The organism is Actinoplanes sp. NPDC000266 (assembly GCF_042899005.1).
In the GTDB taxonomy this organism is placed as follows: Bacteria; Actinomycetota; Actinomycetes; order Mycobacteriales; family Micromonosporaceae; genus Actinoplanes.
In genome coordinates, this window is record NZ_JBIAZI010000002.1 from 590880 (window position 1) to 606929 (window position 16050).

At 71.7% G+C, this 16050-nt stretch carries 14 protein-coding genes; 4 read left to right on the forward strand and 10 right to left on the reverse strand.

Features of this window, described 5'->3' with window-relative positions; all coding sequences use genetic code 11:
• Positions 1–215: 215 nt before the first annotated feature.
• Positions 216–1022 carry a COG4315 family predicted lipoprotein gene (locus ACFY36_RS09070; RefSeq protein WP_499745377.1) on the forward strand — a complete coding sequence of 269 codons (807 nt, stop codon included), beginning with the start codon at positions 216–218 and terminating at the stop codon, positions 1020–1022.
• 154 nt (positions 1023–1176) lie between these two features.
• On the opposite strand, the gene ACFY36_RS09075 is transcribed toward ACFY36_RS09070, so the two are convergent.
• Complete coding sequence (locus tag ACFY36_RS09075; RefSeq protein WP_499745378.1) at positions 1177–1794, reverse strand: DUF998 domain-containing protein; 618 nt, start codon at positions 1792–1794, stop codon at positions 1177–1179.
• A 60-nt stretch (positions 1795–1854) separates the two neighbouring features.
• Between ACFY36_RS09075 and ACFY36_RS09080 the strand changes: the two genes are divergently transcribed.
• Positions 1855–2709, forward strand: a complete 855-nt coding sequence (locus ACFY36_RS09080) for a HEAT repeat domain-containing protein (protein ID WP_499745379.1) — start codon at positions 1855–1857, stop codon at positions 2707–2709.
• On the opposite strand, the gene ACFY36_RS09085 is transcribed toward ACFY36_RS09080, so the two are convergent.
• Positions 2706–3215, reverse strand: coding sequence for a GNAT family N-acetyltransferase (locus ACFY36_RS09085; RefSeq protein WP_499745380.1), 510 nt, complete (start codon positions 3213–3215; stop codon positions 2706–2708). The two genes, ACFY36_RS09080 and ACFY36_RS09085, sit on opposite strands and share 4 nt — an antisense overlap.
• Positions 3209–4168, reverse strand: coding sequence for a DUF2804 domain-containing protein (locus ACFY36_RS09090; RefSeq protein WP_499745381.1), 960 nt, complete (start codon positions 4166–4168; stop codon positions 3209–3211). The genes ACFY36_RS09085 and ACFY36_RS09090 overlap by 7 nt, the downstream gene beginning before the upstream one ends.
• A 45-nt stretch (positions 4169–4213) precedes the next feature.
• Here ACFY36_RS09090 and ACFY36_RS09095 point away from each other — a divergent pair, with 45 nt between their 5' ends.
• Positions 4214–5473: a GH1 family beta-glucosidase gene (locus ACFY36_RS09095; protein WP_499745382.1), complete on the forward strand. Its 1260-nt coding sequence runs from the start codon at positions 4214–4216 to the stop codon at positions 5471–5473.
• On the opposite strand, the gene ACFY36_RS09100 is transcribed toward ACFY36_RS09095, so the two are convergent.
• Together ACFY36_RS09100 and ACFY36_RS09105 are read right to left on the reverse strand one after the other, a co-directional pair.
• On the reverse strand, positions 5446–8613 hold the full coding sequence (locus ACFY36_RS09100) for a penicillin acylase family protein (protein WP_499745383.1): 3168 nt from the start codon (positions 8611–8613) through the stop codon (positions 5446–5448). The two genes, ACFY36_RS09095 and ACFY36_RS09100, sit on opposite strands and share 28 nt — an antisense overlap.
• 151 nt (positions 8614–8764) lie before the next feature.
• Positions 8765–10309 (reverse strand): hypothetical protein, encoded by a 1545-nt coding sequence (locus ACFY36_RS09105; RefSeq protein ID WP_499745384.1) that lies wholly within the window; start codon positions 10307–10309, stop codon positions 8765–8767.
• Between the two features lie 310 nt (positions 10310–10619).
• Between ACFY36_RS09105 and ACFY36_RS09110 the strand changes: the two genes are divergently transcribed.
• Complete coding sequence (locus ACFY36_RS09110; protein ID WP_499745385.1) at positions 10620–11576, forward strand: LysR family transcriptional regulator; 957 nt, start codon at positions 10620–10622, stop codon at positions 11574–11576.
• Here ACFY36_RS09110 and ACFY36_RS09115 read toward each other — a convergent pair.
• From ACFY36_RS09115 to ACFY36_RS09135, 5 genes are read right to left on the reverse strand one after another with little or no spacing between them, the layout of a single operon-like run.
• Positions 11527–12777, reverse strand: coding sequence for a vWA domain-containing protein (locus ACFY36_RS09115; protein WP_499745386.1), 1251 nt, complete (start codon positions 12775–12777; stop codon positions 11527–11529). The genes ACFY36_RS09110 and ACFY36_RS09115 overlap by 50 nt on opposite strands.
• Positions 12764–13750, reverse strand: coding sequence for an SRPBCC family protein (locus tag ACFY36_RS09120; RefSeq protein ID WP_499745387.1), 987 nt, complete (start codon positions 13748–13750; stop codon positions 12764–12766). The genes ACFY36_RS09115 and ACFY36_RS09120 overlap by 14 nt, the downstream gene beginning before the upstream one ends.
• Positions 13747–14607 (reverse strand): AAA family ATPase, encoded by an 861-nt coding sequence (locus tag ACFY36_RS09125; protein WP_499745388.1) that lies wholly within the window; start codon positions 14605–14607, stop codon positions 13747–13749. The genes ACFY36_RS09120 and ACFY36_RS09125 overlap by 4 nt, the downstream gene beginning before the upstream one ends.
• On the reverse strand, positions 14604–15170 hold the full coding sequence (locus tag ACFY36_RS09130; protein WP_499745389.1) for a nucleotidyltransferase family protein: 567 nt from the start codon (positions 15168–15170) through the stop codon (positions 14604–14606). Before ACFY36_RS09130 ends, ACFY36_RS09125 begins: the two co-directional genes overlap by 4 nt.
• Positions 15167–16048: an XdhC family protein gene (locus tag ACFY36_RS09135; protein ID WP_499745390.1), complete on the reverse strand. Its 882-nt coding sequence runs from the start codon at positions 16046–16048 to the stop codon at positions 15167–15169. Before ACFY36_RS09135 ends, ACFY36_RS09130 begins: the two co-directional genes overlap by 4 nt.
• Between the last annotated feature and the right edge of the window lie 2 nt (positions 16049–16050).

Genomic DNA, 16050 nt, shown 5'->3' on the forward strand with positions numbered 1-16050 from the left:
CCGTCTCTCTCCCCGCGGCACCTTCACGCGCCGCTTCGTACGGGTCTGAAGTCGAAGACGACATCGATGAAAGTACTGTGCCGCGGCTACCGGGAGTACGCGGCGGGTGGCTCCCCGGATCAAGATTTTCCGGAAAGTGGCACAACCCGGTGAACCGCTCCCCATCGGAGTGACGTGTGGAGGGCATTCGTCGGTTCACTACACGGGAGACAGCCATGATGAAGCGGAGCAGGACGATCTACGTCGCCGCCATGATCGCCGGGCTGGCGAGCGTGGCGGCCTGTGGCAACCAGGCCGGCAACTCCGCGGCCCCGGCGGCCGGCACGGTGCCGGTGGCGGTGACGGGTTCCGAGGCGCCGCTCAACCCGCAGGGACCGGATCCGCAGCAGGAGGACCTCGCCGGCGCCGGCCTCGAGCAGGCCGAGGAGCCCGAGGCCACCGAGCCCACGGCGTCCGCCGCAGCCACCGAGGACGCCGCCGCTGACGAGGCGGCCGACCCGGAAGAGACTGAGCAGCCCGCCCCCGCACCCTCCCCCACCGTGGCCAAGACGCAGAAGTGGGTCAAGATCTTCAGCGGACCGTCCCAGCAGGACATCACCCCGCCGAAGTCCCGCACCGCCGGCAGCAAGGTCGTCGAGCTCAACGTGACTGAGGCCGAGGGCATCGGCGAATACGTGACCGACGGCGCCGGCCGCACGCTCTACCGCTTCGACAACGACACCAACAAGCCGCCGAAGTCCAACTGCAACGGCGACTGCGCGACCGCCTGGCCGCCCCTGCTCATCAAGTCGCCCGGCAAGATCTTCCCGGACGGCGTCGACCCGCAGATCGTCGGCTACGTCGAGCGCGCCGACGGCACGTGCCAGGTGACCATCAACGGCTGGCCGGTCTACTACTTCGTCGCCGACGCCAAGGCGGGCGACCTCAACGGGCAGGGCCTGAACGGCAAGTGGTTCGCCATCAAGCCGGACGGCGGCAAGACCTCCAACACGCCGGCCAAGCCGAGCAGCACCACCAAATAGCTTTTCACCCATCGGGGGTACGCCCGGTGATGGCACCCGCCATCACCGGGCGTGTCATGTGCGGACCGAGTACCGCAGGAACACCACGCCGTTTAGGAAGATCAGCTTGCCCATGGCGATTCGCTCCGCCCATGGAACCGCTTGCAAAGTGCAATCAGTTTGCCAGAGAGTCCGCTCGCGTGCGCGCCCGCGCCGTCACCACCGCGGTGCCGACCAGCCAGACGACCGCCTCGGCCAGCAGGAGGCGCTCCAGGATCGCGCCCAGCGTGCCGCGCCCGGCAAGGAGCATGGTCAGCCCGAGGGCGGCCCCGAGCGGCACGGTCAGCGCGACACCGACGGCGGCGAGGCGTTCGAGGGTGGGCTCCGAGGCGTACCACCAGATCGAGGCCATCGCCGCGGCAAGCGTGAGCATGCCGAGAATCGTGGCGCCCGCGTGGACGACGTCAGCCGGCGTGGTCGGATCGTAGGGCGGAAGGGGGCACCGGTTGGTGCAGGGCACGACCCCGGAGACAGCGGCCAGCCCGGCAGCGGCGAAAAGGGCGGGCGAGGCAAACGGAAGCCGGACCGCCGCGCCCAGGAGGGCGACGCCGACGGCAAGGGTGACGAGGCCGAGGCGGTACGGGATGGCGTAGGGCACGCCCGCGGTGCCGGCCTCACTGACATAGCCGACCAGCCACGACCCGGGCGCGGCGACCAGAGCGACCAGCATGGTGACGGCCCCGCCGATCACGGCGAGAGCGGAGGCAGCGGCGAGAAGGCGGGTACGGATCATCCCCACCATCATGATCAGGCCGGGGTTGCCCCGTGGCGGGTGGCCGGTCAGAGTGTGGCCGTGCTGACGCTCGACGAGATCCTCGCGCACGATGACCCGTACCCCCACGTGCTGGAGTTGGCCGCCAGCGGCGACCGTTCGCTGATCGTCCCGGTGCGCGCCGCCCTTCAGCCTCTCGCCGAGGCGGAGGACTGGTACCGCGCCGGCCTGATGGCCCGCATTCTGGTCGGCGTCGAGGGTGCGGCGGCCGTTCCCTGGCTGCTGGGCCTCCTCGGGCCGGCCTTGGAGGGTTTCGAGGATCCGGAGCCGTTTCAGCTGAGCGTGGGCCGCGCCCTCCACGAGGATCCCGAGGGGTGCCGGCCCGCGGTGCTCGCCGCCGTCGCCAGCCCCGGCCCGCACCTGCGCCGGGCCGGCCTGTGGGCGCTCGGCAGCATCGTCGGCCCGGACGACCTCGGCCTGATGCGCGAGGCCATGTCCGACCCCGACCCGTCGATGCGCCGCGAGGCGTTCTCCGGTTTGACCAGCGACGTGGCCCTGCGCGAGATCGTGGTCGAGGCCCTGCATGACCCCGACGAGTGGATCCGCCGCGAGGCCGTCATCCGCCTGGGCTGGTCCGGCTCCCCCGACGCTTTCGATCTCCTGATCCCGCTGGTGGCCGACCCGTCGAGGGTCGTCCGCGGGGTGCTGGGTGAGGCGATCGGCCGCCTCGCCGGTCAAACGATCGACCCGCTGACCCACGAACGGGCGGCCGAGGCGGTTCGGCGCGTCCTGGCCGACACCGTTCCGATCGCCCGTGTCCGGCTCGCGCGGAATCTGGGCCTGCTCCGGCGATCGGGGTCGCTGCTGGCTGCCCTGTCGGAAGATCCCGACCCGGAGATCCGGGACATCGCCCGGCAAGCCCTGGAGGAGCGCTAATCGCTGCGCCACTCGTGGGTCAGCACGGCGTAGAGGTCTGAGTCTCGCCAGCCGTCTCGGAGGAGGAGGGTCTCGCGGAGGCGGCCCTCGTGGGTCATGCCCAGCTTGGTGAGGACTCGGGCTGAGGCCTGGTTTCGGGGGTCGCACGTGGCGTAGACGCGGTGGCGGCCGAATGTGTGGAAGGCCAAATTGAGCAAGCGGGTGGCGGCGGCTGTGGCCAAGCCCTGGCCCTGGTGGGCGGGGTGGATCAGGTACGCGATCTCGGCCTCGTGGGGGCCTCGCAGCTTGAGCTCGGCGGTTCCTACGATGTCGCCGCCGGTCGTCACGGCGTACGGGAAACGGGTTTGTGGGGTCTGGGCCCACGCCCGCGCGGCGGTGAGGGTGAAAGCCTGTGACTCGGCGAGGGTGTTGGGGCCCCACGTCTGGAAGCGGCAGACCTCCGGCAGCTGGGCCCAGCTGTGCACGGCCGGGAAGTCGGAGGCGGTCAGCGGGCGCAGGGCTACCAACGGTTTTTCGCCTCCTCGGCCCAGCCGGTCAGGCCGTCGAGGTCGACGCGGTCGCCGTTGTCGTCCATGGCCCAGCCCGTGAAGCGGCCGAAGCACTGGTGGGTCTCCGAGGCCAGGACGGCCAGGTTGGTGCGGGCCACCCGCTCGTGGAACGGCTCGAAATGGACGTCGGCGCGGGTGCCGTGGACGCGCCACGGGCGCAGCCAGTCGGTGCGGTCGTACTCCCACGTGAGGTCTTCGCTGATTTTGTGGAGGCGGCCGTCGAGGAACAGCGCGTTCTCGGTGGAGCCGGTGCCGTCGGTCCAGCGGCCGCCGAGCTGGATCGCTCGGCCGTCGCCCGCGCCGGCGGCCCAATTCCAGGTGACCGCGTACGGCCAGCGGCCCCGGCCATGGTCCAGCACGGCGAAAGAGCGTTCCGGGGGTACGGGGTATTCGGTGCCCGACAACCGCAATGTGCCGCTGACCGGGCGGCCGACGTCCTTCACCGTGTACTGGAACAGGCGGTCGCTGAACGGGACCACCACGCCCAGGGACTCGCCGCCCGGGCCCACCACCAGGTCTATTTCCATGCCGGGGGCGGACGCCTTGATGTGGTCCTGGTCGATCGTGATGTGCAGGTCGCCGGCCGTCGCCGAGACCTGGCCGCCGCTGCGGTCGGGCAGGACGGTGTTGCGGTCGAACAGGATCGTGGCGTCGGCGCGGGTCTCGCGGCCGCTGACCCGGTCGAGGACGTAGAGGCCGTGGACACCCGCGTAGTCGAGGGATGAGACGACCACACCCACGATGTGGCTGGGGGTGACGATTCCCCAGTATTCCCAGCGTTTTCCGCGGCCCCAGCCCCGAAGGTTGGCGCGGTGCAGCGGCCGGCGGGTCCAGCCGACGGCCTCGGGGTTGAGGCGGCCGTCGGGGCGGCAGAGGTCGACCTCGGCGGTGAGCTCGCGTTCCTCGATCACCGCCGCAGGCTATCCCGGCCGGGCCGCCGACATTAGCCTGTGGCGATGGCGGGTTTCCTGTACGGGGCTTCGACGGCGTCCTACCAGATCGAGGGCGCGGTGCACGAGGACGGGCGCGTCCCGTCGATCTGGGACACGTTCGCGCACACTCCTGGCCGTGTGAGGAACGGCGACACCGGTGATGTGGCGTGCGACCACTACCACCGCTGGGCCGAGGATGTGGCGCTGCTGGCCGGCCTGGGCGTGGGGGCGTACCGGTTCTCGATCGCCTGGCCCCGGGCGCGGGATCTCGGCTTCTACGACCGGCTCGTGGACGCGCTGCTCGAGCGGGGCATCGAGCCGGTACCGACGCTGTTCCACTGGGATCTGCCGCAGGCCCTGGAGGACGAGGGCGGCTGGCTCAACCGGGACACGGCGTTCCGCTTCGCCGAATACGCTGAACTGGTCGCGGCCCGGCTCGGCGACCGCGTGGCCCGGTTCATCACGCTGAACGAGCCGGTCGTGCACATGGCGCAGGGCTACGCGTGGGGCACGCACGCGCCGGGGCGGGCGCTCGGGCTGGGCGCGCTGCCGGTCGCCCACCACCAGCTGCTCGGGCACGGGCTGGCGGTGCGGGCGCTCAAGGCGGCGGGCGCGCGCGAAGTGTGGCTCACCAACAACTGCACGCCGGTGTGGTCGGCCGAACAGGACCGGGAGGCGGCCGCGGTGTACGACGGCTTCCACAACCGGCTGTTCAACGATCCGGTGCTGCTGGGCTCGTACCCGGAATTCCTGCTCCCGGGGTTGGAGCCACACATCAAGGGCGACGACCTCGACATCATCCGTACGCCGATAGACGCGCTCGGCGTGAACTATTACAACCCGACGCTGGTCGGGACGGCGACCGGCGAGGGTGACCTGCCGTTCGAGATCCGGCCCATCGAGGGCTATCCGGCCACGGCCTTCGGGTGGCCCGTGGTGCCGGCCGGGCTCACCGAGCTCCTCACGGGGCTGCGGGAGACGTACGGCGGCGCCCTGCCTCCGATCTACATCACCGAGAACGGCTGTTCGGCGGAGGAGGGCGTCGCCGACGCCTTCCGGGTCGGCTATCTGGAGTCACACCTGGCGGCGGTCCGCGCGGCGATCGAGGCCGGTGTCGACGTGCGCGGCTATTTCGTGTGGTCGCTGCTGGACAACTTCGAGTGGGCCGAGGGCTATTCGCAGCGGTTCGGCCTCGTGCACGTCGACTTCGGCACCCAGGAGCGCACGCCACGCGACTCCTACCGCTGGCTGCGCGATCAGTGCGCGAAGACCTCCAGTTCGTAGAGCGAGATGCCGTACGAGGTCGCCCGGGTCTGCCCCACCACCCGCAGATAGCGGGCGTTCGTGGTGGGGAAGCCGGCCACGTCGGTGCCCCCGTTGCCGCCGGTCACGGTGGCGGCGGTGGTCCAGCTGCTGCCGTCGGCCGAGGTCTCGATCCGATAGGCCGAGGCGTACGCGCTCTCCCAGTGCAGGACGGCCCGGGCCACCGGGCGCGACGAGCCGAGGTCGACGCGCAGCCACTGGTTGTCCGACCACGAACTGGCCCAGCGGCTGCTCCGGTTGCCGTCGACGGCGTTGGCGGCGGGATATCCGGACTGGGTGCTGGACGCGGTGACGGCGCGGCCCGAGGCCAGGTTCGAGACGTCGTCGCCGCGGGCGGCCGGGAACGAGACGACCTGCTGATAGGTGGGCCGGTTCTGCCATGAGACGAGGTCGTGCTCGATGCCGCCGAGCGGGCTGTGCAAAATCGCGTCAGCACACCACTGGGCGCCGGCGGCGCAGTGCTCGTCGCCGGGATAGGTGGTGGCCGCCGGCTCGGCCAGCGCGGCGCTGAGGCTGCTCAGCAGGGCCGTGCGGCAGGCGCCGACGGCGCCGCCGCCGCAGTACTTCGCCGGCCAGTTGGGCACGGCGTCGCCGAGGGTGGCCCGCAGGTCCTTGGAGACCCAGCCCCACCAGCCGTACTGGAAGGCCGAGCCCTTGTGGGCCTGGGACTCGTTCGCCGAGCTCGGCAGGCCGGAGACGGGCCCGGTCTGCCCGCCGGAGGGCGATTCGTTGATCTGCAGGGCGTCGACGAGCGAGTCGAACAGGCCGTCGCCGAGCCCGGTGGAGAACTGCGCGACGACCAGCTTCGGCCACCACGCGTCCATGATGCGGATGGCGTCGGCGTCCTTGTAGACCTCGCTGTCGGCCGCCGTCTCCTCCCGATGTGAGCCGGCGTTGCGCCAGGCGCGGAGCTTGGCGATGGCGGCCGCCTGGGCGGCGTCGGCCACCGGCGCGGTGTCGATGACGCGCAGCACGTCGTCGAGGACCTCGGCGCCGCGCAGATCGGTGGTGGCGGCCGACTCGACCACCTTGAGCAGGCCGGCCCGGTCGTACTTCTGCCCGGCCGCCACGGCCGCCTTGACCGGGCGGTCGAGCAGGTCGGCCCGGTGCACGGCGCTGAAGCTGAAGTTGCCGTCGGCCGCCGAATATCCGGCCGCCTGCTTGTTGTTCCAGCTGACGAAGTAGTCCTGGTTCACGGCCTGCGGACGGACCGCGAGCGGGCGGTAGGTCGCCGTGTTGGCCACGGGATTCCAGCCGGCCCACTCGTAGGCCGGTTCCGCCTTCGTCGGCAGGTTCGGGTCGGCGCCGGCCGGGCGGACCGGTTCGGCGCCCGAGGTGACGTACGCGATGTCCTTGCTGTTGATGTAGAACCAGTTGAAGGCGAACACGATCTGGGACGCGGAGGCGGTGAACGCGGCCGGGGTGCCCATCTGGGCCGGCTCGTTGAACATCTGGAAGCCGACGGCGGAGTCGGCCTCGTGCCGATAGGTCGAGCGCAGGGCGGTGAACGCGGTGGGCACGCCGCCGACGAGGCCGCGCCACTGGACCAGGCCGTAGTTGGTGCGCAGCGAGGTGAGCCGGTAGGAGCCGGCCGGGGTGGCGTCGGCGGTCGTCGGGGTCCACGCGTTCTGCTGGGTGAGAGGCTCCATGGCCAGGCACTGGCCGTGGTAGAGGTAGCCGGTCGACGCGACGGTAGGGGTGCCGCCGCCCACGTTGCACAGGGTCACGGCGTACGTGTCGGTGATGTCCTGGATGCTCGAGGTGGCGCTCCAGGCGTAGTCGGGGCCGCGGCCGATGAGGGTGTAGAGGTTCAGGCCGGCGAAGGCGATGCCGCGGCTGGAGATGCCCGGGCCCTGCAGCTCCTGGAGCATGAGCAGCTGCGGCGCGAAATAGCCGGTCTGCGGGCCGAAAACGGCGATCGGGTGGCCGGTGGCCGAGTTGGCGGCGCCGACGACAGCGGCGTTCGACATCCCGCGCTGGTTCGGCGTCACCGCCAGAGCGACCGAGCTCTTCCCCGACACACCGGTGGCGGCGGAGCCGGTCCGGTCGTACACGATGGGCTCGGGTGTCGCCGTTCCGGCGTCGGGCATGGCGACACCGGACGCGTTCGGATTGCCCGCGCCGTACGGGAATGTTTGTCCGTTGTGGAGGGTGAGAACGGCCTCGGGGTCGTTCTGCGAGCGGAACTGTTGCCACACCTGGTCGCCGGCAGCGGTGCCGTACTTGGCGCGGGCGGCGATGCGGACGAGCGCGGACCGCATCTCGTTGCCGCCGCCACCGCCGAACAAGCCGCCGATGACCCCGGCGACCGCCACCAGATCGGTGAGCACGAACTGCTCCGGGCCGCCGGCGTTGGTGATGGCGTCGAGGTGGCCGGTCAGGACGTACTCGCCCGGGCAGTCGCGGGCGGCCATGCAGTCGGCGATGTACTTGTTGATGCCGGCGATGTACGACTGGACGTCGGTGTAGAGCTGCTGGCCGCGCGCGCCCGAGGTGCGCAGCGTGTCGATCTGGGTCTGCAGATCGGCTTCGGTGTACGGCGAGTTGCGCCAGACGCTCTGCTCCAGCGCACGGTTCCCGGCGGCGCCGCCCGCGAACGGGGTCAGCTTGCCCCGGGCGACATGGCGGAGCAGGTCCATCAGGAAGAGGCGGTCCTGCGCGCCGGCGTAACCGGCGCCGTACATGGTTCCGGCCCGGGTGGTGCCGGTGATGTGCGGGATGCCGAGCTTCTTGTCGCGCACGATGGTGACGTCCGCGCGCGGGGAGATCGTCGTGGCGACGTCGGCGGCCTGGACGCCGTACGAGCTGTCGTTGAAGAAGGTGTTGATCTGCTGGCCGGTGACGCCGGTGTAGCTGTGGACGAGCGCGTCGTAGGGCCCGAGCTGATCGTCGGAGTGCGGCGGCTTGGTGCCGAAGGCCTGCGAGGCGAGGATCTGCAGCAGGTCGGCGTCGCCGTTCTGGCCCGGCGGCAGGATGTCGGAGCATTCGCCGAGGCAGTAGTCGGTGTTCTCGACAGGGGCGGCCTGGGCCGGGCTGTCGGTCTGCACGAGGAGGGTGGCCAGCAGGACGGAGGCCGCGAGGGCGGAAAGACGTCGGCGCATGAGGTGTCCCTTCGGGGAACGCTCGAACGCGAAAAGATTTCATAGATATTAAGACGTCGATGTCTTCCGGGGCTAGAGCAGGAAAAGGGGCGGCAGGTGGGGCTCCACTCCCCACCTGCCGCCCGCGGTTCCCCCTCGGTGAAGTCCTTGCTCAGCCCTGCCGGCGGCGGCGGGACAGGGTCACGGCGGCGATGCCCAGGATCAGCAGGACGGCGCCGCCGGTCACCACGGCGAAGACGTTGTTGCCGGTGCGGGCCAGGGCGCCGGCCCCGGCCGCCTCCGCGGTCACCTCCGCCGCGACCGTCTCCGCGGGCTGGGGCGTCTCGGTGGCCTTCGAGGGCTTCGCCGCGGCCTGGGGCTCTTTCTCCGGCGCCTCGGTGGCCTCGGCGGGCTCGGCGGGCTCGGTGGGCTTGGCGGGCTTTGTTGGCTTTGTGACGGCCGGTGCGGCGCCGGCCACCTTCGCCGGGGCAGTGGACGCCTGTGCGTAGAGATAACCGAGGGCGACGTCGAGAAGATGCGCCTTGCCGAGGAGGACCTCCACGCGGAGGGCGGCGGCCTCGGCGCGGACCTCGCGATCGCCGATCATCTGGCGCGGGCCGCCGAGCGAGATGCGTGTCGAGAGCAGGGACGGCGCGGCCTCGGTGGCCAGGCCGCCGAAGAGGTCGACGCCCACGCTGGTGTCCGCGGTGTCGAGATGGGCGATCGGCTTGCCGGCGGCGGTGACCTTGAGAACAGCCGGGCGATAGGTGACGGATGAACGATTGCGGTCACCGGCCGCGACCACGGTCAGGGTCGGCTGGGTCACCACCTTGATCGACACCTCCTGCGGGGTACCGCCGAAGAGGGTCAGATCGGAGAGGGCGACACCGGCGGCGGCGCTGACGCCGCGGCGGCCGTCGCCGAGGCGTACGACATCGGTGGCGCTCTGGGTCGATCCCGTCGGGCCGAGCCGGAGAAGGCTGGTCCTGCGGGCGGTGTCGTCCGGGTGGCGCAGCGCCTGGAGGGCCGGGGTGCGGCCGCCGCCGCTGAGCAGTTCCACGCCGGCGAGCATGGTCGCGGTGCGGGTGAGCGGTCCGGTCGCGCCGCAGTTGTACGTCTCGAGCCAGCGGGCCTCGGCCGTCGAGCGCCCGAGTTTGACCGTGGCGAGGCCGGCCGCCTGAAGCCCGGCGAGCTCGGCCGTGGCCGCCTGCCGGTTGGGCGGGGCTTGCCGCTCGGCCGCGCTGCCGGGCGGCGGAAGACCGGGAAGCTGCATGCCGAGCAGCTTGGCGTCGGCGTAGCGCCCGGTCGCGGTCGTCTTGGCCCGGCGCGCGGCGCTGTCGGCGCTGCCGTGCGCGGCGGCCAGCCGCACGTCGACCAGCGAGGGAAGGTCGGGCCGGAGCACGCCGGCGTCGAGCACCGAGATCCTCACAAGATCAGCCTGAGCGGCAGCGGTGAAGCGGGGGTAATCTTTTTCGGTCACGCTGCGGTCGTCGGCGCGTTCGGCCGAGCGGGAGTCGCTTCGTTCGGCCGAGCGGGAGTCGCTCTGTTCAGCCGAGACGGGCTTCAAGGCGGCGCACTTCCCGGTGGCGCCCCGGCTCTCCCGCGCGGCGGCCGGCGTCAAGGGTGCGGCGACCACGGCGAGCGCGGCCACCGCGGCGGCGGCGCTGGAGAATGCAGGATGCGTCCGCGGTGAGCGGGAAGGGCGCATGATCGGCATGAAGGTCCTCGCAAAAACCGGTCGACGACGGTGTCGGGTTGACCATCGAGAAGACGTTCTTGAAGGTACGGACTCAGGAGCCGAAATCCGCCATCAGCATGTTCCGGCAAATCCGGCATGTCTGACACAGGCCCGTAGCTTTAACGACGGATCACGCATCACGACACCGTGACGGGAGAAGGGCGGGGGCGAAAGATCCACTTTGTCATTGCGGGCCGTACCTGGGCGGTAGCGGCGCGATAGATTGCGGGTGAGACGCGCACCACTACCTGGAGGGACGGATCATGGCTCGACGTGGTGGACGCCGGTGATGACACCGACGCAACTGCGCGCCTACTCCGCTGTGGTCCGGCTCGGGTCGGTCAAACTGGCGGCCGCCCAGCTGTCCGTGTCCGAGTCCGCCGTGTCCCTGCACATCGGGCAGTTGCGCCGTGAGCTCGGTGATCAGCTCTTCTCCCGTACGTCATCGGGCCTGGCCTTCACGCCCGGCGGCCTCCGGCTGGCCAGCCGGGCCCAGGAGATGCTGGGCCTTCAGGACATCACCGTGCTCGAGGTGAGCGCGGCCGGGCGTGGACGCCGGCTGTTGCGGGTCGGTGCCTCCAGCCTGTTCGCCGAGCACGCCGCACCGGGGCTGATCGAGCTGTTCGCCGGGCGGGCGGCCGATCTCGACGTGGAGCTGAGCGTGCGCGATCCGGCGTCGTTCGCGGCCACCCTGATCAGCCGCACGGTCGACATCGTGATCGGTCCACCGCCGGCGGTCCTCGCCCCGCAACTGACCACGCGCCCGGTCATGAACTACCGCATCGAGGTGGTCGTCGGCCCCGAACACCCGCTCGCGGTCGTCCGCCCCTCCCCCGGCCAGCTCCGCGACCAGACGTGGCTGCTCGGCCCGTCGGCCGCCACGGGAATCGGCGCGGTGCCCGACCTGCTGCGCCGGCTCGGCATCCCCGAGGAGAAGCAGCAGATCTACCAGAGCAACGCGGCCGCCGTCGAGGAGGCCAAACGCGGCAAGGGCCTGGCCCCGGCGCTGTCGTTCGCCGTGGCCCCGGACGTTCGCAAGGGCCATCTCGTACGGGTGGCCGGCCCGCACGCCGTGCTGGAAGCCGGCTGGCACGCCCTCATGCTCGACGAGCGCAACGCTCCGCAGGCGGCGCGGGAACTGGCCCGCTTCGCCTCGACGCCCCGCGCCATCCAGGCCATGATGCGCGGCACCGGCGTCAACGTCGGCCATTTCCGCCCCTCGGTCCACGTAACTTTGTGGAGCTGAGAAAGATCCGCACGGCCGCTGACAGGTCGGCGAAGGTGGCCGCCGACAGCAGGTGATCGCAGAACGGGAGGGCGGCGGCCATTCCGGCCACCTTCGGAGCGAAGCCGGGAACGCCCGCGCGCGGATTCAGCCACAGGATCTGGTGGGCGCGGCGGCGCAGCCGGGCCATGGCGGCGGTCATGCGGTCGGGCGGGTCGCTGTCCCAGCCGTCGGAGGCGACGATGACCAGGGCGCCGCGCAGCGTGTTGCCGTGGTGGGAGTCGAGCAGGGCGGTCAGGTTGGTGGCTATGCGGGTACCGCCGAAACGGTCGCCCACCGCGTCGGTGGCGTGGGCCATGGCCTCCGCCGCCGAAGCGCGGCGCAGGGCCGGGGTCAGCCGGGTCAGGGTCGTGGCGAAGGCGAACACCTCGGCCTCGGCGACCATGGTGAAGGCGCGCATCATGTGCAGATAGGCGGCCGCCTGCGCGCGCATCGACTCGCTGACGTCGCAGATCAGCACGGCCCGGCGGGGGCGGCGGACCGGGCGCTGCCGGACCACCGTGACCGGCTCCCAGGCCGTGCGGCGGGCGCGGGCGATGGTGGGGCGCAACGCGATCCGGCGCCCGGCCGGGTCGACGGCGTGGCGGCGGGTCCGGCGGGTCGGCCAGCGGGACAGGCTCGCCCGCAACGCATCACCCAGCAGCGACAGCGAAAGCGGGTCCAGCTCCTCGAACGGAAGCTCGGCCAGGGCGGCGAGGGCACTGGGCCGGCGCTCGGGCGTGTGCAGCGGCGACTCACTGGGCTCGGCCGCGGCCACGACCGGCGGCAGCGTCGCCCACGGCAGCCCGCCCCCGGACGCCGGCTCGTCAACCCCGTGGGGCACGGCCAGGTGCACATCGTCACGCTTGCTCGGTGGTACGGCGGCACGGGTCAACGGCAGCGGCGGCGCCTCGTCGAAGACGGCCCGGAAGACCCGGTCAAAGGCTTCCAGATCCCCATGACGCCGTACGATGGCAACCCGCACCGTCCAATAGAGAGCCTCCACGGACACGGGCGGGCTGACCTCCAGCGCGTGCACGAGGTCACCCGTCTCGGTGAGCCCGGCCCCGATTCCCGCACGGCGCAGCCGCTCCACGAACGCCACGGCGAAGGCGGCCCGGTCGATCCCCCGCAGGATCACGGGGCGCGCGCCGGGCGCCGGGCGGGGATCAGCGGCGGGCAATGACCCAGGCGATGACGGCGCCGACGACCACCGCGCCGACCGCCACCGGGATGAGCCGCTTGTAGATGGACCCACCGGCCAGCTCGAGCAGATCGAGCGGCTCGGCCTCGGCAGCGGCGGCCGAGGCAGGGGCGGACGAGGCAGGCGCGGACGAGGCAGGCGCGGGCGAAGCGGGCGTGGGCGAAGCGGGCGTGGGCGAAGCGGCGACGGCGGCCGGCGTGGCCACGGCCGCCGCGGCCGAGGTCGGGGCCCGGCCGTTCAGGGCGTGACCGGCCGGGTCCTCGATGGCCGACGGGTTCGGGGGGAGGTCGACGGCGGCCGGCGAGATGCTGGTCTCGGGGGCGGTCTCGACCGCCGCCGCCGAGGCGATGGTGGTGGCCGGCTCGGCCGGCGATGCGGCGGTCTCGGCGGTGGCGGCGGTGGTTTCAGTGGAGGCGGCGGTGGTTTCAGCGGAGGCGGCGGTGGTTTCAGCGGAGGCGGCGGTGGTTTCAGCGGATGAGGCGGTGCCGGCGGATGAGGCTGCCGTGTCGGCGGCCAGCTTGGCTTCCAGGTTGGTGACGAACTGGGTCAGGAGTTTGCTCGACACCTCCTTGATCATGCCGCTGCCGAACTGGGCCAGCTTTCCGCTGATCTTCAGGTCGGTGTCGACGCTGACCAGTGTGCTGTCGTCGCCGGACGGGGAGAGGACCGCGGTGACCAGGGCGGCCGCGTTGCCGGCGGAGCGGGCGTCGCGGCCCTTGGCGTCGATGACGGCGCGGTAGGCCGTGTCGTCCTTCTCGGTGAACTGGGCCGTGCCGGCGAACTCGGAGATGACCGGGCCGACCTTCACCTTCACCTTGCCCTTGTAGACGTCGCCCTCGACGCCGGTCAGCTGGGCGCCGGGCATGCAGGGGGCGATGCCCTCGAGGTCCGTCAGCGCCTGCCAGGCGCGGTCGATCGGGGTGTGGACCGTGAACTCGTTGGTGATCTTCATGAGGGCTCCTCAGTGGCAAGGCGGGCGACGGCGATCCGGTCGTCGGGCGTCTTGGCGATCGTGCCGATCGTGCCGACGACGTCGGAGGGGACCAGGTCGGTGACGCCCATGGCGGTCAGGGCCGACACCCAGTCGATGGTCTCGGCCAGGCCGGGCGCCTTGTCGAGCTCGAGGCGGCGGGCCCGGCCGATGAACTCGGTGGCGCTGCGGATCAGCGGCGCCGACGCGCCGGGCACCGTGCGGCGGACGATCTCGGCCGCGAACGACGGCGGTGGGAACTCGATCCAGTGGTAGAGGCAGCGGCGGCGCAGGGCGTCGTGCAGCTCGCGGCTGCGGTTGGAGGTGAGCACGACGATCGGAGGCCGTACGGCGGTGAAGGTCCCCAGCTCGGGGACGGTGATCGCGGCCTCGCCCAGGAACTCGAAGAGCAGCGCCTCGAACTCGTCGTCGGCCCGGTCGATCTCGTCGATCAACAGGACCGGCGGGACGCGGCCGTCATGACGTACGGCGCGAAGGATCGGTCTTTCCTGGAGGAACTCGGCGGTGAACAGGTCGGCGTCGCCGATCTTCTCCTGCCGGGCCTCGGCCAGGCGGATGGCCAGGAGCTGACGCTGATAGTTCCACTCGTAGAGGGCCTCGCCGGCGGTGAGCCCCTCGTAGCACTGCAAGCGGATGAAGTCGGTGGCCAGCGCGGCGGCCAGGGCCTTGGCCGCGGCCGTCTTGCCCACACCCGGCTCGCCTTCGAGCAGGAGCGGCTTTCCCAGGCGCAGGGCCAGAAACACGGCCATGGCCAGGCCGTCGTCGACGAGGTAGTCCACCGCGTCGAGCCGCTGCCGCACGTCCTCGGGCGAGTTCACGGTGACTCCAGAAGGCGTTGATAGTCGGCCGCCGTGTCGACGTCGATCGGCACCGGCCCGGCCACCGGCACCTCGGTGACCGGGTGACGGCCCGAGTGCAGCAGCTTCCACACCGCTTTGTCGCCGTGCAGGTCGAGCAGCTCCGGGAAAACGGCGCGGCGGAAGAGGAACGGGTGCCCGAGCCCGTCGTCGTACCGGCAGACGGCGAGCGGCGTCGGCGCGGCGAGCAAGCCGTCCACTGAGGATGGCTGGACGCCCGGCTGGTCGCCCAGCAGCAGGACGAGGGCGTCGGTCGTCACGGCTGCGGCTCCGGAGCGGATTGAGGAGCCGCAGCCGGACGAGAACGCGGCGTTGTCGATCACCGTGCATCCGGTGAGGTCAACGCGGGAGCGCACCTCGGCGGCGGATCCGCCGAGGGTCACCAGCAGCTCGTCGAAGCCGCAGGCGCGCGCCATGTCGAGGGTGGCGTCGAGCAGGGTCCGCCCGCGGTACGGCAGCAGCTGCTTGGCTTCACCGAGCCGCAGCGAACCACCGGCCGCGAGGACCAGGCCCGTGACGCTCAAGCCGTGTACCTGTCCCGGCATCCCGGGCAGCAGAACCAGTGGTCCTGCCCGTCGACGACCGCGTGCGGGGTGTTCTCACCGATCAGGACCGACATCCCACAGACCGGATCGACGGCCTGGCGCGGGGCTTCGGCCTGCAGGATCGGCAGGGATACCCCGCTGAGCGGCGCGGCGACGATGCCGCCTTTGCGGACGCCCCGCACGACCTCGGCCAGGATCGACAGGGCGATCTCCTTGGGCGTACGGGCGCCGATGTCGATCCCGGCGTGGGCGTGGACCCGCTCCCGCTCGGCCGGGGTCAGCCGCATCGCGTCGAGGACGGCCGCGCCGCGCTTGTGGCTCGAGACCAGGCCGATGTACGGAACCTGGGCGTCGAGGGCCGCGTGGATCTGCTGCTCCTCGTCGCGCCCGAGGCCCGCGACCACGACCGCCGAGGCGCCCGCGTACGAGCCCGCGGGAGCGACCTCGAAGTCGAGGAAGGCGGCCAGCTCGCGGATGGCCGTCCCGATGGGCGTGTTGCCGGAGATCCCGACCAGCGGCTTGGGCAGCATCGGCCGCAGGAAGATCTCGAGCGCCCCGCCCGAGTGGCACGGGTTGACCACCACGAGCGCCCCCGGCGTCTCCGGGAACGGCGCCGACTCCTCCGGCAGCACCCGCAGCAGGACCGTGTTGCCGTCGCGCAGCGAGTCGAGGGCGGCCGCCCGCACCGAGCCCTCCGCGCACACCCCGCCGACGAACCCCTCGATGGAGCCGTCGGCGAGGATGACCGCGTCGTCACCGGGCCGCGCCGAGGTGGGTTCCTGGGCGCGGACGACGGTGGCGTGCACGAACGGGCGGCGCTCGTTCGTCAGTTCTCTCGCGCGTTCCGCGATCAGCACAG

Bases quoted from the DNA above. Each gene is read 5' to 3' on its own strand.
- ACFY36_RS09070 (WP_499745377.1), top strand. From the start codon at position 216: ATGATGAAGCGGAGCAGGACGATCTACGTCGCCGCCATGATCGCCGGG.
- ACFY36_RS09075 (WP_499745378.1), bottom strand. From the start codon at position 1,794: ATGATCCGTACCCGCCTTCTCGCCGCTGCCTCCGCTCTCGCCGTGATC.
- ACFY36_RS09095 (WP_499745382.1), top strand. From the start codon at position 4,214: ATGGCGGGTTTCCTGTACGGGGCTTCGACGGCGTCCTACCAGATCGAG.
- ACFY36_RS09100 (WP_499745383.1), bottom strand. From the start codon at position 8,613: ATGCGCCGACGTCTTTCCGCCCTCGCGGCCTCCGTCCTGCTGGCCACC.
- ACFY36_RS09105 (WP_499745384.1), bottom strand. From the start codon at position 10,309: ATGCCGATCATGCGCCCTTCCCGCTCACCGCGGACGCATCCTGCATTC.
- ACFY36_RS09110 (WP_499745385.1), top strand. From the start codon at position 10,620: ATGACACCGACGCAACTGCGCGCCTACTCCGCTGTGGTCCGGCTCGGG.
- ACFY36_RS09120 (WP_499745387.1), bottom strand. From the start codon at position 13,750: ATGAAGATCACCAACGAGTTCACGGTCCACACCCCGATCGACCGCGCC.